Raw genomic sequence first — 19,737 nt, forward strand, 5'->3', positions numbered from 1 at the left:
TCCGGTCTCAAGCTGCCTGTCTGGCCGTGACGAACGCCGCAAGGCTGGCCACGTTGGTGAAGTGATTGCGGGTGTCCTTGGCGTCGGCATCGATCTTGATGCCGTACTTTTTCTGGATCGCCAGGCCCAGTTCCAGGGCATCTACCGAATCCAGGCCGAGGCCTTCGCCGAACAGGGTCTGATCGCTGCCGATATCGTCGACGCTGATATCTTCCAGGCCCAGGGCCTCGATGATCAGCGCCTTTATGTCGTGCTCAAGGCGGTGTTGGTCGCTCATCTTCGGCGAGCTCCTTAATAAAATAGTGATGCAGGTAATCGTTGAGCTTGCGTGAGGCCTGGGGCGCGGGCCCCAGTGTTGCGAACGCCTGTGGTTCTATATCGGCACCCACCCGCAAACTGAAGTGCACGCGGCATTTAGGGATGCGATACCAGGGTTCGGCCTTGGTCAGCGTGGTCGGGCTGACCTTGATCACCACGGGGGTGATGATTGTCGCACCCCGCAGTGCAATGGCGGCACCGCCGCGATGAAAGGCAGGCGCCGCGCCGGGTGTGGTGCGGGTGCCCTCGGGAAAGATGATCAGGGTCTGGCCGCTGCGCAGGGCGTCTGCGGCAGCATCGAGCATCTCGGCACTGCCGTCGTTGCTGATATAACCGGCGTCGCGCACCGGGCCGCGGGTGAACGGGTTCTGCCACAGGCTCTGCTTGACCACGCAATTGGCCTGGCGCACCAGGCCGATCAGGAATACCACGTCGATCAGCGATGGGTGGTTGGCGATGATCATCTGGCCCGGGCGACCCAGCTTTTCGGCACCTTCGACGCTGTAGGTCAGCACGCCGGCGCGTTGCATCAGGCGGATAAAGAACCAGAACAGCCAACTGATCGTGTGACGGGCGCGGCTGCGGTGCTTTGCAGCGTCCCCTGGCAGGCAACTGAGCAAAGGAAACACCAGCAAACGCAGGCACAACCCGCCGAAACCGAACAGCGCAAAGCTGGCGGCGGTGGCGAACAGGCGCCAGTAATAGGCGTCTCGTGGTTTGTCATTCAGGGCTTGCGTTGCCAGTTCCATACGCGGTTCTTCCAGGCATGTTGGCAGGCGACCTGTTCGGTGAGCAGGGTGCGCAGCAGGTTCAGGGCGTGGGGCCACTGGGTTTGAGTGGGTTGGACAGTGCCGGTACCGAGTTCCAGTTGCCACTCGTCGCCCGGCGTCAGCAGCAAACCGAGGGCGTAGGGGAAGGGCACGTCGACGATCCAGCTGGCATAGGCTTCGGGCGCCTGCTCTTCGGTTATCACCAGTAAAACCGCCGTCGCACCTTCGTTGAGCAGCGCGGCGGCTTCGAGCATACCGTGTTCCAGGCCATCGCCGGCGGCGGCGAGGGCGGTCATTTCGCTGGTTTCATTGCGCAGGATCGACCAAAGGCCAATCACCGCATTGTGCACCGACAGGCTGAACTGGGTTGGCGACAGCGGTTGTTCGCTGGCCAGGTCGCTGAGGATGTCGAGGGTGCGCGGGGTTTCGCCATGCCGGGAGATAAACACCAGCGGCAGGTCCTGCAGGCCTTCGGCCAGTGGCCAACCCACGCTGAACGCCATGCGCGCCAGCCTGCTCAGGCGGCGGCGCTGCATGGCCGGCAGGAACGAGACATCAGGGGCTGCATCACTTGCGGGCAGCAACGCCGGCGCCTGACACCAGGCGCGCCAGTCATCCACGCTATCGAGCCCGGGGGCCCAGGCGCGCCATTGGGCGATGTTGAAAGTGATCACTGAGAAGTTGTCCCGCCCCTGCGGGCTTCCATGTGCGACTTTTGGCCCCGAATACCGGGACAGGGAACAATAGCCGAATGGCGCGCATTATCCCGGTGCCGTGGGGTTCTAGCAAACTTTGGTAAAGATTTGTGCACGGTCGATTACAAAATAGTGGAAAGAATTGACAGATTGTCCTTTACCCAAGGACTGGATGGATTGTCGGACCGTTCTTTTTAATCTGTGGGCTGTGTATGACAGCTATCGTGCCAATGGCATCGTGATGCAGCAGTGCATGGATGAACGAGGTAGCTAACAGGCGCTTTTGCCCTCTACACTCGGACATTCATTGATACACGGAGGTTTTTCCATGCGGCGTGTGGTGTTCAATCAAAAAGGTGGCGTTGGCAAGTCCAGCATTGCCTGCAACCTGGCGGCAGTCAGCGCCAGCGAAGGTTATCGAACCCTGTTGGTGGACCTCGATGCGCAAGCCAATTCAACCCAATACCTCACTGGGCTGACCGGCGACGATATCCCCATGGGTATTGCCGAATTCTTCAAGCAAACCCTGTCTTCCGGGCCGTTTTCGAAGAAAAACCGGGTGGATATCTACGAGACCCCCTTCGACAACCTGCACGTGATCACCGCAACTGCAGAACTGGCGGACCTGCAGCCCAAGCTCGAGGCCAAGCACAAGATCAACAAGCTGCGAAAGCTGCTGGATGAGCTGAGCGAAGATTACGACCGGATTTACCTGGATACGCCTCCAGCACTGAATTTTTATGCGGTTTCAGCGCTGATTGCCGCTGATCGCGTGCTGATCCCCTTCGATTGCGACAGCTTCTCGCGCCAGGCCCTGTATGGTCTGCTGGCGGAGATCGAAGAGTTGAAGGAAGACCACAACGAGGACCTCGAAGTGGAAGGCATCGTGGTCAATCAGTTCCAGGCCCGGGCGAGCCTGCCGCAGCAGATGCTGGATGAGTTGATTGCAGAAGGGTTGCCGGTGCTGCCGGTGTACTTGGCCAGCTCCGTGCGCATGCGTGAGTCGCACCAGGAGAGCAAGCCGCTGATCCACCTGGACCCACGGCACAAGCTGACGCAGCAGTTTGTAGAGTTGCATAACCTGCTGGAAAACGCGTGATCCAAAAGACAACACAAAACCCCTGTGGGAGGGGGATGGGTGGTTTCCAAGGCCGAGTTACACGCCTTGGCTATGCAACCAGCTCATCAATTGCGGCAACGCAAGCGCCCCACTCTGGCGCGCCGCTTCGCGGCCGTTCTTGAACAGAATCAAACTGGGAATCGAGCGAATTCCCAACTGTGCCGACAACTGCTGATTGGCCTCGCTGTCCAGCTTGGCCAACCGGCACTTGCCCGCCAACTGCCCGGCCGCCTGCTCGAACACCGGCGCAAACGACTTACACGGCCCACACCAGTCCGCCCACACATCCACCAGCAACGGCAAATCGCCCTTGATTTGACTGGCGTAGTCGCCTTGCTTCAACTCAAACGGCTTGTTCGACAAAACCGGCTGCTTGCAGCGCCCGCATTTGGGCGCATCACCCAGGCGTTCACCGGGGATGCGGTTGAGGCCGTTGCAGTGGGGGCAGGGGATGACAAGAGGTTCGGGCATGGTGGGGCTCCAATGAAAGCAGTCAGTGAAGTTCAATGTGGAGCCGGACGCAGGTGTTATCAAGTTATGAAGCGGCGTTGCATATGCTCACAGATTTTTGCGTGCTGGTTGGGCATGCCTACCTAGGCTGTGAAAGCGTGTTCGACAAAGCACCACCGGTCCGATCGACTCTATAGCAAATTGCGATAGTCAGCGTTCGAGTTTAACCTTCATAGCAAGATGCGATAGGGATGTTGCATGCGAGTGATCAGTGCGAAGCAAATACGAAATGCCAAGGAAAAATGGCCTCACTCAGCCAGTGCTCTGGATGAGTGGCATCGGAAGGTCAAAGTCATCAACCCTGAAGACTTTGCGACTTTGAGAGCAGTTTTCCCTGCTGTGGATAAAGTGGGGGCGCTGCATGTGTTCAATATCGGAGGCAACAAGCTCCGCCTTATTGCCATCGTGCGCTATCGAATGCAGCGTCTCTACATCCGGCATGTTTTGGACCATCGTGAATACGACAAGGGTAAGTGGAAGGAGTAATGGGAAAAATGAGTGTATTGATCGAGCAAGTCGCCGAGCATTGGCAGTTCGTGTCCCCCTTGTTGCGTAAGCCGAAAACCGAGGCTGATTACGATGTGTTGGTAGAGGCGCTCGACGAATTGCTGGATATCGTGGGGGACGATGAAACCCATCCGCTGATGGGGCTGGTCGATATCATCGGTGATTGGGTTGAGGCCTATGACTTAGAGCATTGGCCAATACCTGAGGCGAGCGGTGTCGATGTATTGCGTTCAATGATGCAGGAGCATGGCTTGACGCAAAGTGACCTGCCTGGTGTCGGCGCTCAGTCGGTTGTCTCAGAAATCCTGAGTGGAAAACGCCAGCTGAACGTTCGGCAGATTCGTTGGCTGGCGGAGTTCTTCAAGGTCCCTGTGGATATGTTCATCTGATCACGATCACGATCACGGCGGTGGGCGATCTTCTGGATAGGCCTCCTATGACGAACAACTAATCTCCAAATGTTTCCCCCAATCTGGCGGCCGCTGTGCGTACTGCTCCATCCCCGCTTGCTCCTCAAACGGCTTGGAAAGCACCGCATGCAACCGCCGCACTTCGCTGTAATCCCCGGATTCGGCGGCAACGATGGCGTTCTGCGCCAGGTAGTTGCGCAGGATATACAGAGGGTTCACCGCATGCATCCGCGCACGGCGTTGTTCTTGGCTGAATTCCCCATCCCGCTCAACGCGCGCCTTGTACTGCTCGGCCCAGGCATCAAACCCGGCCAGGTCGACAAAGTCATCGCGCAGCCGCGCTACGGCCAACGCCGCCGATTCATCCCCCAGGTGCCGGAAGAACAGGGTGTAATCCACGCCGCTGTTTTGCATCAGCTTCAGTAAACGCTCGACCAGTTGCTGGTCATCGTCTTCGGCGGTGGTCAGCCCCAAGCGGCGGCGCATCAGGTCCAGGTAGTTCGCTTGATAAAGCGGCAGATACAACCCAAGTGCTTCCTTCAACGCATCGACGCTGATAAACGGTGTCAGCGCCTGCGCCAATGCACTCAAGTTCCACTGCCCGATCGGCACCTGATTACTGAAGGAATAGCGCCCTTCGTGATCCGAGTGGTTGCAGATGAAGTGCGCGTCAAAGTCGTCCAGGAATGCAAACGGCCCGAAGTCGAAGGTGATACCGAGGATCGACATGTTGTCGGTGTTCATCACCCCGTGGCAGAAGCCATATGCCTGCCATTTGGCGATCAGCTCGGCATTGCGCTCGACGATTTCGCGGAACATCGCCAGGTACGGCTCGGGCTGTTCGCGGCATTCGGGGTAGTGCAGGTTGAGCACGTGTTCGGCCAGTTGCGCCTGCTGCTCGGGTTTCTTGGTGTAGTAGAAGTATTCGAAATGCCCGAAGCGGATATGGCTGTGCGCCATGCGCAATACCATCGCGCCGCGTTCCTGTTTTTCGCGCCACACCGGGGTGTCGGAACCGATCACGCACAGCGCGCGGCTGCTGGGGATGCCCAGCGCATGCAGCGCTTCGGACGCCAGGAATTCGCGGATCGACGAGCGCAGCACGGCACGCCCATCGCCCATGCGTGAGTAAGGCGTCATGCCGGCGCCCTTGAGGTGCAGGTCCCAATGCTCGCCCGCCTGGTTGTACACCTCGCCCAGCAACAACCCACGGCCGTCACCCAATTGCGGGGTGTAGCCGCCGAACTGATGCCCGGAATAGACCATCGCCCGCGGCTCTGCCTCGGCCCACAGTTTGTGCCCGCCGAACAGTTCGGCGAACACCGGTGTTTCGGCAACGGCGGGGTCCAGGTCGAGCAGGGCCATGGCGGCCTCGCTCGCCACGACCAGGCGCGGTGCGTCGAGGGGCTCGGGCAATACGTGGGTTGAGAACGCATCGCCCAGGCGTGCGAAGCGGTTGTCGAAGGTCAGTTCGTCGAGGGCTTTCACCGGCCATCTCCAGCAGAATGTCCGAGCATTCTGCTGGGGATAGCGCGGTTAGTCGAGTTTGCTCGGTGGTGGTTCCTGCACGCCGCCGTCATTGGCGGGCTTGGCCGGGGTGTCGACTTCCACCAGTTTGTATTCCTGGCCGTGGAGGTTCTTGAGATAGACCTCCATCTGGCGGAACGAGATGTTGATGTGCTCTTTCTTGAACTCGCGATTGATAAAGCGGTTCACTTCATCGATCACCGGGTTGCGGTCGCCCAGGTCGCGCACGTGCATGCGCAGTTCATGGTCGAGGGTGCTTTCGCCGAAGTTGAGGAAGTACACATGGGGTTCCGGCTCCTTGAGTACCCGCGGGTTCTCGCGGGCGGCCTTGAGCAGCAGTTCCTTCACGCGGTCCAGGTCGGAGCCGTAGTCCACGCCGAGCTTGAGGGTGACGCGGGTAATGGTGTCGGTCAGCGACCAGTTGATCAGTTGTCCGGTAATGAACGTTTTGTTCGGGACAATGATGTCCTTGCGGTCAAAGTCGGTGATCGTCGTGGCGCGGATGCGGATCTTGCTCACCGTGCCCGACAGGTTGCCGATGGTGATGGTGTCGCCGATGCGCACCGGGCGTTCGAACAGGATCATGATGCCGGAGATGAAGTTGGCGAAGATCTCCTGCATGCCAAAGCCCAGGCCCACCGACAGCGCCGCCACCAGCCATTGCAACTTGTCCCAGCTCACGCCGAGGGTCGACAGGGTGGAGACGAAACCGACGCCGGCAATCACGTAGGACAGCAGCGTGGTGGTCGCGTAGGCGCTGCCCTGGGCCAGGTCCAGTTTGGACAGCACCAATACTTCGAGCAAACCCGGCAAGTTGCGCGCGAGCGCGAAGGTAATGCCGATGATGATCAGCGCGCCGAGCAAGTCGCCGATGCTGATGGGCACCATGCTGATATTCGCACCTGTGCCGCTGGTGTATTCGTACAGCGTGACGTTATCCAGGTAGGAAAATACCGAGATCAGGTCCGCCCACACCCAATACAGCGCGGCGATAAAACCGCCGAGCAATGCCAGGCGAATCAGGCGCATGGACTGCTCGTTGACCTGCTCGATGTCCAGGGTCGGTTCTTCGATCACCGCTTCGCCGTCGCCGGCTTCCTTGGCGGCCTGGCGTTTGGCCAGGGCGCGCGCATAGGCCAGGCGCCGGGCGGCAACGCCCAGGCCACGGACGAAGGTGGCTTCGATCACCAGCCAGAACATCAGCAGGTACAGGGTATTGATCAGCCGGTCGCTGAGCTTGAGTGCGGTGTAGTAGTAGCCGAAGCACACGGCGATAAACAGCGCGATGGGCAGCGCGGTAAACAACAGGCCCACGGCCTTGCGAAACAGCGAAGCCTTTTCGTGCGTAGGGCTGTTGAGCAACAGGCGGCCCAGCAGCCAGGCCATCAGCGCGTAGCAGGTCAGCACCACGCCGATGCCCAGCACGTCGTCGGCCAGCGCCGCGGGTTGGTGTTCAGCGATGGCGACCACGGCCACCAGGGCCAATACCACCAGCCCGAGTTTGCGCACCCAGCCTTGCAGGAATTCGACCTGGGGCTTTTCCCAGCGAAAGTGCAGTTCGGCCACGCCACCGGGCGCCAGGATGCGATAGGCGGTGTAGAACACCAGCCAGGCCTGAGCGATCTGCAACAGGGCTGAACCGAGGTTGGCGTTTTGCCCACGGGCGTCGATTTGCAGCGCGTAGCCGCACAACGCCAAGCCCAGGGACACCGGCATCGCCAGCAGGATGTTGATCAGGATGGCCTGGGGCGTGTGCCACTGGCTGTCGCGCTTGAAGTGGCCGATGTCCAGGTGCACCTTGTTCAGGCGCTGGTACAGGTTTTTACGACGCCACAGCAACGCGCCGATCAACAGCAGCAGGGGCAGGAACAGCAGCGGGCGTTGGGTCAGGCCGTCATACAGTTCGCTGACGCTGGACGCCCAGGGCAGGGTGGCGACTTGCTTGCTCAGGTGCGCGGGGACGGTTTCCAGCCATTCGGTATCCAGCGGCTTGTTGCTGGGAATCCAGAACATCTGCTCATCCAGCGTCGCGCGCAGGGTGGTGGCGGTGCTAAGCAGTTGTTTCTGGTTCAGTTGCAACGTGATGGATTCGTTTAGCAGCGCGCTCAGTTCACGGCTCAGGCGCTCCAGCAGGTCGCTGCGGGTGATCGCCAATTCGAGCAAGGTGCGGCGCAGTTGCGGGGTGACGTCTTCCGGCGCCTGGTTGGCCAGCAGGTTATCCACATAGGCGCTGGGCGAGCTGATCAGCTCGCGCTGCTGGTTGACCTCGAACTGGTACAGGCGAATGTTGGCGATGTCGTCCGCCAGGTCGCGGTCCACGGTGAGACGCGGCAGGGCCTGCTTTTGCTTGTAGAGGATCTTTGACAGCAGCAGGCTGCCCTTGAGCACGTTGATTTGCTCGTCCAGGGCCGAGTCGCTCTGGGTCACGGTGTCCAGTTGCTGCTTGGTCTGCAGGTTCTTCTGCGTCAGGTCGTTGAGGCGGTCGGTACTTTTGAGCAGGTAGTCGGACAGCTTCAGGTTGGCCGCGCTTTCCGTGGCCAGCAGGCTGCTGCCACCGGCTTTTTGCGCTTCGATGGACTGCTGGGTCACGGTCTGCTGGGACTGGGCCAGGCGCTTCTGGTTGATCAGGGTCTGCAGGTCCTGGATCTCTTGTTCCAGGCGTGCGGTCTTTTCCATCACCAGGTCATGCTGGCTGTTGCCCAGGTCTTGCAGCTGGCTGTTGCCAGCCAGTTCCTGGCGGCGCAGGGGGATCAGCGCGTTGAGGGCCGCAAGTTCGGCGTTGAGCTGGTTGCGCTGGTCGGCGCTGAGGGTCTTGCCGTTGTCTTTACCGGCCTTGAGGGTCGAGTTGATCTGCAGAATGCGTGTCTGGCTGTTGCTGATTTCAGTCTGGGCGCGCTCAGGACGGGTCTGGGCGGCGATGGACAGGCTGTTGGCATCGGCCAGTTCTTTTTGCAGGTCGCCTTGCTGGGTGCTGCGCTGCACCAGCAACTGTTCAAGCTGTGGCACCGGCAGGCTGGCGTAGCGCTGGGCGACCGGGATGACTTTGGTTGCCTTGAGCCGCGTCAGTTCGCGCTGGTTCTCGGTGGTCTGGCGCGGGGCGTCTTCCAGTTGGCGCTTGAGGTCGGCCAGGCGCTGCTCGTAATCCTGCTTGTTGCCCAGATACGTCAGGGTCTGCTGCAGAATGGTCTGCAGCGCCTTCATGTCGGCGTCGGGCAGTTTGCGGTCGGGCAGCTTGTCCAGGGTTTGCTGGATAGCCTCGGCGCTGGGCGGGTCGGCGGCGTGGACAACGCCGACACACAGGGTCAGGCTCAGCAGGGCAGTGGCGAGAAGAGTGCGCAAGGTTGGCATAGAGACCGGTCGTGCAAGGTGAAGAATCGGGGGCGTCGTCGCCCCGCAGTTTAGAGGAAGAGTCCGGGGCCCGGGCGACTTCCTTCGGGGAATCTGACGCCCACTTTGCCGATCTTGTTCCCGTCCATGACCGCAACGGTCCAGATGGTGTTGTTCCACTCCACCTGGTCGCCGACGATGGGCGCGCCCCCGACTTTCTGGGTGATGAAGCTGCTCAGCGGCATGTCCGGGTCGATGCCCTCCAGCTTCAGGCCGTACAAGGCCGACACCGCGCCCAGCTGGGCATCGCCTTCCAGCACGAAGTCGCCGAAGAAGCGCAGATCCAGCCCGCGTTGCGGTGCCTGGCTGAACAGTTTGCCCAGGGCTGGCAGGTTGTGTTCGTGGCCGATCACGCAGAGCAGGTCGCCGACTTCCAGCACGGTACTACCCGACGGATGGAGCAGTTGCTGGCCACGGAACAGCGCGGCAATCCGCGTGCCTTCGGGCATTTTCAGCTCGCGCAGGGCGGCGCCGATGCACCATTTTTCCGCGCCCAGGCGGTAGACGAACAGCTCCCATTCGCTGGTGACGTGCACTTCCAGCGCCGCGCGGGAAATCGGCGCCGGGTCCGGCGGGACGGTGACCTTGAGCAGCTTGGCCACCCACGGCAGGCTCGTGCCCTGCACCAGCAGTGACACCAGCACGATAAAGAACGCCAGGTTGAAGTACAGCTGCGCATGGGGCAGGCCGGCCATCAGCGGGAACACCGCCAGGATGATCGGCACCGCGCCGCGCAACCCGACCCAGGCGATAAAGGCTTTTTCGCGGCCATGGAACGCCTTGAAGGGCAGCAGGCCAACCATCACCGACAGCGGCCGTGCAAACAGGATCATCCACAGCGCCAGGCCCAGGGCCGGCAACGCAATCGGCAGCAAGTCATGGGGCGTGACCAGCAGGCCCAGCACCAGGAACATGCCGATCTGCGCCAGCCAGGCCATGCCGTCGAGCATATGCAGAATGCCATGACGGCTGCGCACCGGGCGGTTGCCTATCACCAGGCCGCACAGGTACACGGCGAGGAAGCCGCTGCCGTGCAGGGCGTTGGTCACGGCAAATACGAACAGGCCACCGGCGATCACCAGGATCGGGTACAGGCCGGTGGCCAGGTTGATGCGGTTGACCATCTGCAACATCAACCAGCCGCCGCCCAGGCCGACGATGCCGCCGATGCCGAATTCGCGCACCAGGTGCGTCAGCAGGCTCCAGTGCAGGCCGGTCTGGCCGCTGGCGAGCATGTCGATCAGGGTAACCGTGAGGAACACCGCCATCGGGTCGTTGCTGCCGGATTCGATCTCCAGGCTGGCGGTGACCCGTTCGTTCAGGCCTTTGCCGCCGAGCAGCGAGAACACGGCTGCGGCGTCCGTCGAGCCGACAATCGCACCAATCAGCAAGCCCTGGATGATATTGAGGTCAAACAGCCAGGCCGCGGCCATGCCGGTGAGGCCGGTGGTAATCAACACCCCCACCGTGGCCAGCGACAACGCCGGCCAGAGTGCCACGCGGAAACTCGCCACCCGCGTGCGCAAACCGCCATCAAGCAGGATCACGGCCAGGGCGAGGTTGCCCACCAGGTAGGCGGTCGGGTAGTTGTCGAAGATGATGCCGCCGCCGTCGACGCCGGCGACCATGCCCACGGCCAGGATGATCACCAGGATCGGGATCCCCAGGCGGGACGAAAGAGAACTCACTAGAATGCTCGCACTTACCAGCAACGCGCCGATCAGGAACAGGCTGTTGATGGTCGTCGCATTCAAAGGCAATACTCCACGGGCAAACAAGACAGGGCGCAAACTGACCATGCAGTCTACGTGCCAGCGATTCTAACCTGTTGAATTGCTGCGCTGTCAAAAAGCTTTTAAAGACAGGCACAGATCTAAATGTGGGAGGGGGCTTGCCCCCGATTGCGATGGTTCAGCTACAGATAAGCTGGCTGATACACCGTCATCGGGGGCAAGCCCCCTCCCACAATTTCGACCCAGTTGTGTCAGTTAGAGGCGGAAGCGGCTGACCATCCCGTTCAAGTCCACCGCCAGGCGCGACAGCTCACTGCTCGCCGCACTCGTCTGGCTGGCACCAGTGGCTGACTGCACCGACAAATCGCGGATGTTCACCAGGTTGCGGTCCACTTCCCGCGCCACCTGCGCCTGCTCTTCGGCCGCGCTGGCGATCACTAGGTTGCGCTCGTTGATCTCGACGATTGCGGTGTTGATGGTATCCAGCGACATCCCGGCACCTTTGGCGATGTTCAGCGTCGATTCGGCGCGTTCGGTGCTGTTGCGCATCGAATCCACCGCGTGCTCGGTGCCGGCCTGGATACTGCCGATCATCCGCTCGATTTCGCTGGTCGACTGCTGTGTGCGATGGGCCAGGGCCCGCACCTCATCGGCCACTACCGCAAAGCCGCGACCGGCTTCACCGGCACGCGCGGCTTCAATCGCCGCGTTCAGGGCCAGCAGGTTAGTCTGGTCGGCCAGGCCACGGATCACGTCGAGTACCTTGCCGATATCGCGGGACTCATTGGCCAGGTCGCCAATCAGGGTCGCGGTGGCTTGCACGTCGGCGCTCATGCGCTCGATGGCGCTGACTGTTTCCTGCACCAGATCACGGCCATCACCGGCGGAGGCGGTGGCGTTGCGCGACGCTTCGGAGGTGCTCACCGCATTGCGAGCAACTTCTTCGACGGCACTGGTCATTTCATTCACCGCTGTGGCGGCTTGTTCGATTTCATTGTTTTGCTGGGTCAGGCCACGGGCGCTTTCGTCGGTGACCGCGTTCAACTCTTCGGCGGCCGATGCCAACTGGGTGGCGGAACCGGCGATGCGTTGCAGGGTGTCGCGCAGCTTGTCCTGCATCTTGGCCATGGCTGCCAGCAGGCGCCCGGCTTCGTCGTTGCCGTCGACCTTGATCGGGCGGGTCAGGTTGCCTTCGGCCACTTCTTCCGCAGCTTCCAATGCCTGGGAAATGGGCAGTGTGATGCTGCGGGTCAGCAGCCAGGCAAACAGCAGGGTCAGCAGGGTGGCGACCACCAACAGGCTTACCACCAGGTTGAAGGCCATGTTGTATTGGTCCTCGGCATCCTTATTGGTGGCCAGGGCCATCGTGTTGTTGAGGTCCAGCAGCCGCGTGAGCACGGCGTTGACTTGCTCGGAATTGCTGAGCAATTCGGTGTTGAGCAGGCTGCGCAGTTCTTCCACTTGATTGGCCCGTGACAGGCTCTTCATGCGCTCTTCAATCTGGTGGTACTGGCCGAGCAGGCGTACGTACTCGTCATAGGTCGAGCGCTCCTCACTGCTCTCGATCAGTTTTTCGTAGATGCCCTGGGCGGTGCGGATCTGCTGGTTGCGCAGCTCGAAGGCTTCCAGGGTTTTCTGTTGCACATCCGGTTCACGGTTGGTCAGCAGTCGGTACGACAGCACCCGCAGGCGAAGGGTCAGTTGGGTGAACTCATCCAGGGCGCGAATGCTCGGCACGCTGGACAGGGTGATGTCTTCGGTGGCGGCGCGGATCTTGCTCATCTGATTCAGGGCGAACACACCGAGAAACAACATCAACGCACCAATAAACGCGAAGCCGAGGAAGGCCCTCGGAGCGATATTCATATTACGAAGCGACATGCGGGAATCCTGGGGGAGAAGCGCGATCCGTGCGGCCGTGAGACGGGGTGTGCCTCTCTATCGGTCGTACGACTAAAGTCTAAAGGGGCGTGTGCGGTTTTGTCGCACCTGACGAGGGGTTTGACTGATTCAGGAACCAGATCCGGTAAATGCAGTCACTAAGGCTCGAAAGTGCGGCCCGGCCCTTAAAAATCGGGCCGCGCGCCGGGGATAACCCTGGCATCCGAGGTGAATTTTCTTTATCGTCACCGCCCTTTGAAAAGCCAGAGAAATCAAAATGTTAGAAGCATCCCTCAGCCAATTGGAACAACTCGTCAGCGACCTCGTACAACAGAATCAGGACCTGCTGGGCAGCAATGAATCCCTCAAGGCCGAACTGGCCCGCGCCAAGGATGAGAACGACAGCCTGCAACTGAGCCTGATGGAACAGGAAGAGAAGCACGGCGCCACCGCCGCCCGTATCCAGGCGCTGGTTGAGCGTGTGAGTGCAGGGCCTGTCAGCGCATGAGTGAAGGGATAAAGGTCGTTTCGATTCTCGGAGAGGATTACTCGATCAAGGCCCCGCCTGGGGAAGATAAGACCCTGATGCACGCCGTGACCCTGCTCAAGGCCTCCCTGGCCACCACCAAGAAAAAGTACCCGACCCTGATCGGTGACAAATTACTGGTGCTGGCGGCGCTGAACCTGTGCGCCGAGCAGATCGAAATGCAGCAGGCTCACCAGCAGGAACTCGACCGTTACCAAGAGCAAGTCAGCGCCACGGTCGATGTGATTTCCAAGGCGATCGGAACGCCTTAGAACCACTCATCCTGCATACCGAGGCACGTGTCATCGCGTGCCTCCAGAATCGCCAGTTCATGATGGCAGCCCGGTACTTCCCAGGTCAGGAAGTACCGGGCAGCCCGGAGCTTGCCTTTGTAGAAGGCCACATCGGCCGCATTGCCCTTGGCCAAGCCTTCTTCGGCGCGAATTGCCTGTTCCAGCCAGCGCCAGCCAATCACCGTATGCCCGAACACCTTCAAGTACAGCGCCGAGTTCGCCAGGCTGCTGTTGACCTTGCCCTGGGCGAGATCCGTCAGCAGGCCGATGGTCACGCCTTGCAGGCGGTTCACCAGTTGTTCCAGCGGTTCCCTCAGTGCAGTGAGGCTTGGATATTGCTGCGCACGGGCGCCGGTTTCGGCGATCAACCTGATGAGTTGCTTCAAGCCCGCGCCGCCATTCTGTGCCAGCTTGCGCCCCAGCAAATCCAGGGACTGAATGCCATGGGTGCCTTCATGGATCGGGTTCAGGCGGTTATCACGGTAGTACTGCTCCACCGGGTATTCACGGGTGTAGCCGTGGCCGCCGAGAATCTGGATCGCCAGTTCGTTGGCCTTGAGGCAGAACTCCGACGGCCAGGATTTGACGATGGGGGTCAGCAGGTCCAGCAGTTCATGGGCCTGTTTGCGCGCGTCTTCGGTTTCCAGGGTGGTGGTGTCGTCGAACAGGCGTGCGGCGTAGAGGCCCAGGTCGAAGGCGCCTTCCACATAGGATTTTTGTGTGAGCAGCATGCGCTTGATGTCGGCGTGCTGGATGATCGAGACCGGTGCGGTTGTAGGATCCTTGCTGTCGGGCAGGCGACCTTGAGGGCGCTCGCGGGCGTACTCCAGGGAATAGAGATAGCCGGCGTAGCCAAGCATTACCGCGCCCATACCTACACCGATGCGCGCCTCGTTCATCATCTGGAACATGCAGCTTAAACCTTGGTGCGGCTTGCCCACCAGATAGCCGACACAGTTGCCGTTATCGCCGAAATTCAACGCCGTGGAGGTGGTACCGCGCCAGCCCATCTTGTGGAACAGACCGGCCAGCAACACATCGTTGCGCTCGCCCAGGCTGCCATCGTCGTTGACCAGGAACTTGGGCACGATAAACAGCGAAATGCCCTTCACCCCGGCGGGCGCTTCCGGCAGCTTGGCCAGCACCATGTGCACGATGTTTTCCGACAGCGGGTGATCGCCGCCGGAAATAAAGATCTTGTTGCCCTTGAGGCGATAGGTGCCGTCAGCCGCTGGTTCTGCGCGGGTGCGAATATCCGACAGCGATGAGCCGGCGTGGGGTTCGGTGAGGGCCATGGTGCCGAAGAAACGGCCGTCGATCATCGGTTGCAGGAAGCGTTGTTTCTGATCCGCGGTGCCGAAGCTTTCGATCAGGTTGGCGGCGCCCATGGTCAGGAACGGGTAGGACGTGGACGCGGCGTTGGCCGACTGGAAGTGCGCGAAACAGGCTTGTGACAACAGGGTGGGCAGTTGCATGCCACCGGCTTCGAAACTGCGTGCTGCGTTGAGGAAACCGGCTCCAAGGAACGCATCCACCGCCGGTTTGACCTCCGGAATCAGAATGGCCTTGCCGTCTTCGTAGCGCGGTTCGTTCTCGTCGTTCTTGCGGTTGTGGGGCGCAAAGTATTTTTCCGCAATGCTGCGGGCGGTGCTGATGGCCGCGTCGAAGGTTTCGCGATTGTGCTCGGCAAACCGCTCGCGCTGGGTCAGGCCCTCGGCATCGAGGACTTCGTACAGCTCGAAAGCCAGATTGCGGGAACTGAGCAGCGTCTCGGACATGGCGGATTACCTTTGGAGGAATTGGCCTGAGTCTAAGTGCGCGAATAGAGGCTGGATAGCAACATTGATTTGGGTGATGCACAGGCAAATGTGGGAGGGGGCTTGCCCCCGATGGCGATGTGTCAGTCACCAAGTGCATTGGCTGATCCACCGCTATCGGGGGCAAGCCCCCTCCCACATTTTTTACCGCATTTCGTCAGGCAGTTAGCCGATGGTCATCAGGCTGGCGTTACCACCCGCCGCAGCGGTGTTGACACTCAACGCCCGCTCAATCACCAAACGCTCCAGCGCAATCGCCGTCTCGCCCTGGGATAAGCCATGCACCCCGACAATCGCGCCACCACGCTGTGCCACTTGCTGGCACACCGCGCGCAACTGGTCGGAATCACCGTGGTGCAATACCGCATCGAACACCACTTCGTCCTTGGTCCAGTCGGCCACGCGCTTGATCTTCGCCTGAATCTCCTTCGGCAGGCGTGGGAACAAGGCCTTGGTCAGGTCAGATTCCGGCCATACCGCCGAACCGCCTACGGCCAGTACCGCCGCCAGTTGCGTCAACAGATCACCTTCCACGTCCGCCAGGCACAGAACGTGCTCGCGGGGCAGGATGGCGTAACTGTTGCGCTCGCCGGTCGGGCCGGCCAGTTGGCGGGTGATACCGCTTTGCGATTGCGCGGCGAACTGGCTGCACAGGGCGCTGAGTTCGCTGAACTGGTTGCTGTCGGCCCAGGTTTTGAGGGCCGTCAGCGGTTGGCTCATGGCGTCGCGCAAGCGAACATCCGGTGCGGCCAGTGCGTCGCCGCGTACGAAGGATTGCTCGATCGCATCCGTAGGACGGGTCGACAGCAGGCGGTACAGGTACAGCGGGCCGCCGGCTTTCGGACCAGTGCCCGACAGGCCTTCGCCGCCGAACGGTTGTACGCCGACCACGGCACCGACGATGTTGCGGTTCACATAGACGTTACCGGCATTGACGTTGTCGATCACCTTGGCGATGGTCTCGTCGATGCGGGTGTGCACGCCCAGGGTCAGGCCGTAGCCGGAGGCGTTGATCTGGCCGATGAGCTGGTCGATCTCTTTACGCTTGTAGCGCACCACGTGCAGTACCGGACCGAAGATCTCGCGTTGCAACTCGTCGAAGCTTTCCAGTTCGATCAGGGTTGGCATCACGAAGGTGCCGCGCTTGATCTCTTCACCATCGGCAATCGCCACCTGGTATACGTTGCGGCCTTTGTCGCGCATGGCCTGGATGTGTTTCTCGATGCCGGCCTTGGCTTCGGCGTCGATCACCGGGCCGATATCCACCGACAGGCGCTCCGGGTTGCCCAGGCGGCATTCAGCCATGGCGCCCTTGAGCATTTCGATCACACGGTCTGCTGAATCTTCCTGCAGGCACAGTACGCGCAGGGCCGAGCAACGCTGGCCGGCGCTGTCGAAGGCCGAAGACACCACGTCGATCACGACTTGTTCGGTCAGCGCCGAGGAGTCGACGATCATCGCGTTCTGGCCGCCGGTTTCGGCGATCAACGGGATCGGACGGCCCTGGGCGTCCAGGCGGCCCGCGACATTACGTTGCAGCAGACGCGCCACTTCGGTAGAGCCAGTGAACATCACGCCTTTGACGCGATCATCCCCCACCAGGCGGGCACCCACGGTTTCGCCCTGGCCCGGCAGCAGTTGCAGCACGCCTTCCGGAATACCGGCTTCCAACAGGATGCGCACGGCTTGCGCGGCGACCAGCGGAGTTTGTTCGGCCGGCTTGGCCAGTACCGGGTTGCCGGCGGCCAATGCGGCGGCGACTTGGCCGCTGAAGATGGCCAGTGGGAAGTTCCACGGGCTGATGCAGACCACCGGGCCCAGTGGCCGGTGGGCGTCGTTGGTGAAGTCGTTGCGTGCCTGCACCGCGTAGTAGCGCAGGAAGTCCACGGCTTCACGCACTTCGGCGATGGCGTTGGCGAAGGTCTTGCCGGCTTCGCGGGCCAGCAGGCCCATCAGCGGCTGGATCTCGCCCTCCATCAGGTCGGCGGCGCGCTCCAGGATAGCGGCGCGTTCGGCGGGCGGGGTGGCCTGCCAGATCGGACCGGCACTGATTGCGCACAGGATGGCGTTGTCGACGTCTTCGACGGTGGCTTCTTGTACATGACCGACTACATCACGCAGGTCGGACGGGTTGAGCACCGGCGCCGCTGCTTGCTCGCTGGAGGTACAACCGAGCATCGGCGTGGCTTTCCAGTTGTTGTGAGCGGTGGCGAGAAGGGCACACGACAGCGATGCCAGGCGATGTTCGTTGGCCAGGTCGATACCGGCCGAGTTGGCGCGGTCGCTACCGTACAGGTCACGTGGCAATGGAATGCGCGGGTGCGGCAGGCCGAAGCCGCCTTCCAGCGTGGCCATTTGCTCGATGCTGGCCACCGGATCGGCCACCAGCTCCTGGATCGAGATGGATTGGTCGGCAATACGGTTGACGAACGAAGTGTTCGCGCCGTTTTCCAGCAGGCGACGGACCAGGTAGGCCAGCAGCGTTTCGTGGGTGCCGACCGGTGCATACACGCGGCACGGACGGTTCAGCTTGCCATCGGCAACCTTGCCTACAACCTGCTCGTACAGTGGCTCACCCATGCCGTGCAGGCACTGGAACTCGTACTGGCCGGGGTAATAGTTCTGACCGGCGATATGGTAGATGGCCGAAAGCGTGTGGGCGTTGTGCGTGGCGAACTGCGGGTAGATGACTTCCGGTACCGACAGCAGTTTGCGTGCGCAGGCGATGTAGGACACGTCGGTGTACACCTTGCGGGTGTACACCGGGTAGCCTTCCAGGCCTTCGACCTGGGCGCGCTTGATTTCGCTGTCCCAGTACGCGCCTTTTACCAGGCGGATCATCAGGCGGTGGCGGCTGCGGCGCGCCAGGTCGATGACGTAGTCGATCACATACGGGCAACGCTTCTGGTAGGCCTGGATCACGAAACCGATGCCGTTCCAGCCAGTCAGTTGAGGCTCGAAGCACAGGCGCTCGAGCAGGTCCAGGGACAGCTCCAGGCGGTCGGCTTCTTCGGCGTCGATGTTCAAACCGATGTCGTATTGCTTGGCCAGGAGCGTCAGGGACAGCAGGCGCGGGTACAGCTCATCCATCACGCGCTCATACTGCGCACGGCTGTAGCGCGGGTGCAGCGCCGACAGCTTGATGGAAATGCCCGGGCCTTCATAAATCCCACGGCCGTGGGAGGCTTTGCCGATGGAGTGGATGGCTTGTTCGTACGAGGCCAGGTACTTCTGGGCATCGTGCTCGGTGAGCGCGGCTTCACCGAGCATGTCGTAGGAATAGCGGAAGCCCTTGGCTTCGAATTTGCTCGCATTGGCCAGGGCTTCGGCGATGGTTTCGCCGGTGACGAACTGTTCGCCCATCAGGCGCATGGCCATGTCGACGCCCTTGCGGATCATCGGCTCGCCGCTCTTGCCGATGATGCGGCTCAGGGACGAGGTGAGGCCGGCTTCATTGTGGGTGGCGACCAGTTTGCCGGTCAGCAGCAGGCCCCAGGTGGCGGCGTTGACGAACAGCGACGGGCTGTTGCCCAAATGCGGCTGCCAGTTGCCGGTGCTGATCTTGTCGCGGATCAGCGCGTCGCGGGTGCCCTTGTCCGGGATGCGCAGCAGCGCTTCGGCCAGGCACATCAGGGCGACACCTTCCTGGGACGACAGGGAAAACTCTTGCAGCAGGCCCTGGACAATCCCGGCACGGCCGCCGGCGCTCTTCTGGTTACGCAGTTTTTCGGCAATCGAGGCGGCGAGCTTGTTGGTGGCTTCGGCCATCGGCGCCGGCAGGCGGGCCTGTTCGATCAGCATCGGCACCACTTCCGGCTCGGGGCGACGGTAAGCGGCAGTGATCGACGCACGCAGCACGGATTGCGGCAGGATGCTTTCGGCGAATTCGAGGAAGCACTGGTGGGCGTGGTCGGTCTGGACCTCGCCCGCGTCGTCGGCGTCCTTGCTGCTCAAACCATTGAGTTCGGTCAGGGTTGCACCACCCTCCAGTTTCTCCAGGTAATTGAAAATCGCCTGCTTGATCAGCCAGTGCGGCGTGCGATCAATGGAGGTCGCGGCGGCCTTGAGGCGCTCGCGGGTCGGGTCGTCAAGTTTGACCCCAAGGGTGGTCGTAGCCATTTTCTTATCCTCATGGGTGCCACTACCGAGTGGCATCAGCTGGCGGCAAGATTAGCTTTGCGCATGCTGAGGTGCAACCGGGTGCAACCCATTTTCTTCATGATTTTTTCGATCGTGATCGGGA

15 protein-coding genes and 1 pseudogene are annotated in these 19,737 nt (G+C 61.2%); 5 read left to right on the forward strand and 11 right to left on the reverse strand.

Features of this window, described 5'->3' with window-relative positions:
* Nucleotides 1-7 precede the first annotated feature (7 nt).
* From AC3WP7_RS08695 to AC3WP7_RS08705, 3 genes are read right to left on the reverse strand one after another with little or no spacing between them, the layout of a single operon-like run.
* Nucleotides 8-277, reverse strand: a complete 270-nt coding sequence (locus AC3WP7_RS08695) for a phosphopantetheine-binding protein (RefSeq protein ID WP_071492342.1) — start codon at nt 275-277, stop codon at nt 8-10.
* Nucleotides 255-1,067: a lysophospholipid acyltransferase family protein gene (locus AC3WP7_RS08700; protein ID WP_092246487.1), complete on the reverse strand. Its 813-nt coding sequence runs from the start codon at nt 1,065-1,067 to the stop codon at nt 255-257. The genes AC3WP7_RS08695 and AC3WP7_RS08700 overlap by 23 nt, the downstream gene beginning before the upstream one ends.
* Entirely contained in the window at nt 1,043-1,762 is a 720-nt protein-coding gene (locus AC3WP7_RS08705) for a beta-ketoacyl synthase chain length factor (protein WP_092246490.1), read from the reverse strand. Before AC3WP7_RS08705 ends, AC3WP7_RS08700 begins: the two co-directional genes overlap by 25 nt.
* Before the next feature lie 349 nt (nt 1,763-2,111).
* Between AC3WP7_RS08705 and AC3WP7_RS08710 the strand changes: the two genes are divergently transcribed.
* Nucleotides 2,112-2,882, forward strand: coding sequence for a ParA family protein (locus AC3WP7_RS08710; RefSeq protein WP_071492339.1), 771 nt, complete (start codon nt 2,112-2,114; stop codon nt 2,880-2,882).
* Nucleotides 2,883-2,939: 57 nt separating this feature from the next.
* Here the strand turns inward: AC3WP7_RS08710 and trxC are convergent, their stop codons facing one another.
* Nucleotides 2,940-3,374 (reverse strand): thioredoxin TrxC, encoded by a 435-nt coding sequence (gene trxC / locus AC3WP7_RS08715; protein WP_092246493.1) that lies wholly within the window; start codon nt 3,372-3,374, stop codon nt 2,940-2,942.
* 237 nt (nt 3,375-3,611) lie between these two features.
* On the opposite strand from trxC, the gene AC3WP7_RS08720 reads away from it, so the two are divergent.
* Together AC3WP7_RS08720 and AC3WP7_RS08725 are read left to right on the forward strand one after the other, a co-directional pair.
* Complete coding sequence (locus AC3WP7_RS08720) at nt 3,612-3,899, forward strand: type II toxin-antitoxin system HigB family toxin (protein ID WP_093513466.1); 288 nt, start codon at nt 3,612-3,614, stop codon at nt 3,897-3,899.
* 8 nt (nt 3,900-3,907) lie between these two features.
* Entirely contained in the window at nt 3,908-4,309 is a 402-nt protein-coding gene (locus tag AC3WP7_RS08725; protein WP_038846491.1) for a helix-turn-helix domain-containing protein, read from the forward strand.
* Between the two features lie 45 nt (nt 4,310-4,354).
* Here the strand turns inward: AC3WP7_RS08725 and selO are convergent, their stop codons facing one another.
* The 5 genes and pseudogenes from selO to AC3WP7_RS08750 form a co-directional block, all read right to left on the reverse strand.
* Nucleotides 4,355-5,818, reverse strand: a complete 1,464-nt coding sequence (gene selO / locus AC3WP7_RS08730; RefSeq protein WP_102591521.1) for a protein adenylyltransferase SelO — start codon at nt 5,816-5,818, stop codon at nt 4,355-4,357.
* A 48-nt stretch (nt 5,819-5,866) separates the two neighbouring features.
* Entirely contained in the window at nt 5,867-9,205 is a 3,339-nt protein-coding gene (gene mscK, locus AC3WP7_RS08735; RefSeq protein ID WP_071492335.1) for a mechanosensitive channel MscK, read from the reverse strand.
* Nucleotides 9,206-9,255: 50 nt separating this feature from the next.
* Nucleotides 9,256-10,998, reverse strand: a complete 1,743-nt coding sequence (locus tag AC3WP7_RS08740; RefSeq protein WP_058423526.1) for a potassium/proton antiporter — start codon at nt 10,996-10,998, stop codon at nt 9,256-9,258.
* Between the two features lie 234 nt (nt 10,999-11,232).
* On the reverse strand, nt 11,233-12,105 hold the full coding sequence (locus AC3WP7_RS08745; protein ID WP_371917382.1) for a methyl-accepting chemotaxis protein: 873 nt from the start codon (nt 12,103-12,105) through the stop codon (nt 11,233-11,235).
* Between the two features lie 30 nt (nt 12,106-12,135).
* Nucleotides 12,136-12,858, reverse strand: a pseudogene (locus AC3WP7_RS08750) (MCP four helix bundle domain-containing protein); the annotation flags it as partial.
* Between the two features lie 277 nt (nt 12,859-13,135).
* Here AC3WP7_RS08750 and AC3WP7_RS08755 point away from each other — a divergent pair.
* Nucleotides 13,136-13,366, forward strand: a complete 231-nt coding sequence (locus AC3WP7_RS08755) for a hypothetical protein (protein WP_058423524.1) — start codon at nt 13,136-13,138, stop codon at nt 13,364-13,366.
* Nucleotides 13,363-13,656 carry a cell division protein ZapA gene (locus AC3WP7_RS08760; RefSeq protein WP_071492333.1) on the forward strand — a complete coding sequence of 98 codons (294 nt, stop codon included), beginning with the start codon at nt 13,363-13,365 and terminating at the stop codon, nt 13,654-13,656. The genes AC3WP7_RS08755 and AC3WP7_RS08760 overlap by 4 nt, the downstream gene beginning before the upstream one ends.
* Here AC3WP7_RS08760 and AC3WP7_RS08765 read toward each other — a convergent pair.
* Together AC3WP7_RS08765 and putA are read right to left on the reverse strand one after the other, a co-directional pair.
* Entirely contained in the window at nt 13,653-15,455 is a 1,803-nt protein-coding gene (locus AC3WP7_RS08765) for an acyl-CoA dehydrogenase (protein WP_102591523.1), read from the reverse strand. The two genes, AC3WP7_RS08760 and AC3WP7_RS08765, sit on opposite strands and share 4 nt — an antisense overlap.
* A 204-nt stretch (nt 15,456-15,659) precedes the next feature.
* On the reverse strand, nt 15,660-19,613 hold the full coding sequence (gene putA / locus AC3WP7_RS08770; protein WP_102591524.1) for a trifunctional transcriptional regulator/proline dehydrogenase/L-glutamate gamma-semialdehyde dehydrogenase: 3,954 nt from the start codon (nt 19,611-19,613) through the stop codon (nt 15,660-15,662).
* Nucleotides 19,614-19,737: the final 124 nt, after the last annotated feature.

The sequence above is a fragment of the Pseudomonas sp. FW305-3-2-15-C-LB1 genome (genome assembly GCF_058787615.1).

Excerpts from the sequence above, each read along its gene's own strand:
- AC3WP7_RS08710 (WP_071492339.1), top strand. The coding sequence starts at position 2,112 with ATGCGGCGTGTGGTGTTCAATCAAAAAGGTGGCGTTGGCAAGTCCAGC.
- mscK (WP_071492335.1), bottom strand. The coding sequence starts at position 9,205 with ATGCCAACCTTGCGCACTCTTCTCGCCACTGCCCTGCTGAGCCTGACC.
- AC3WP7_RS08760 (WP_071492333.1), top strand. The coding sequence starts at position 13,363 with ATGAGTGAAGGGATAAAGGTCGTTTCGATTCTCGGAGAGGATTACTCG.
- AC3WP7_RS08700 (WP_092246487.1), bottom strand. The coding sequence starts at position 1,067 with ATGGAACTGGCAACGCAAGCCCTGAATGACAAACCACGAGACGCCTAT.
- AC3WP7_RS08720 (WP_093513466.1), top strand. The coding sequence starts at position 3,612 with ATGCGAGTGATCAGTGCGAAGCAAATACGAAATGCCAAGGAAAAATGG.
- AC3WP7_RS08765 (WP_102591523.1), bottom strand. The coding sequence starts at position 15,455 with ATGTCCGAGACGCTGCTCAGTTCCCGCAATCTGGCTTTCGAGCTGTAC.
- AC3WP7_RS08745 (WP_371917382.1), bottom strand. The coding sequence starts at position 12,105 with ATGGCCAAGATGCAGGACAAGCTGCGCGACACCCTGCAACGCATCGCC.
- AC3WP7_RS08725 (WP_038846491.1), top strand. The coding sequence starts at position 3,908 with ATGAGTGTATTGATCGAGCAAGTCGCCGAGCATTGGCAGTTCGTGTCC.
- trxC (WP_092246493.1), bottom strand. The coding sequence starts at position 3,374 with ATGCCCGAACCTCTTGTCATCCCCTGCCCCCACTGCAACGGCCTCAAC.
- putA (WP_102591524.1), bottom strand. The coding sequence starts at position 19,613 with ATGGCTACGACCACCCTTGGGGTCAAACTTGACGACCCGACCCGCGAG.
- AC3WP7_RS08695 (WP_071492342.1), bottom strand. The coding sequence starts at position 277 with ATGAGCGACCAACACCGCCTTGAGCACGACATAAAGGCGCTGATCATC.
- AC3WP7_RS08755 (WP_058423524.1), top strand. The coding sequence starts at position 13,136 with ATGTTAGAAGCATCCCTCAGCCAATTGGAACAACTCGTCAGCGACCTC.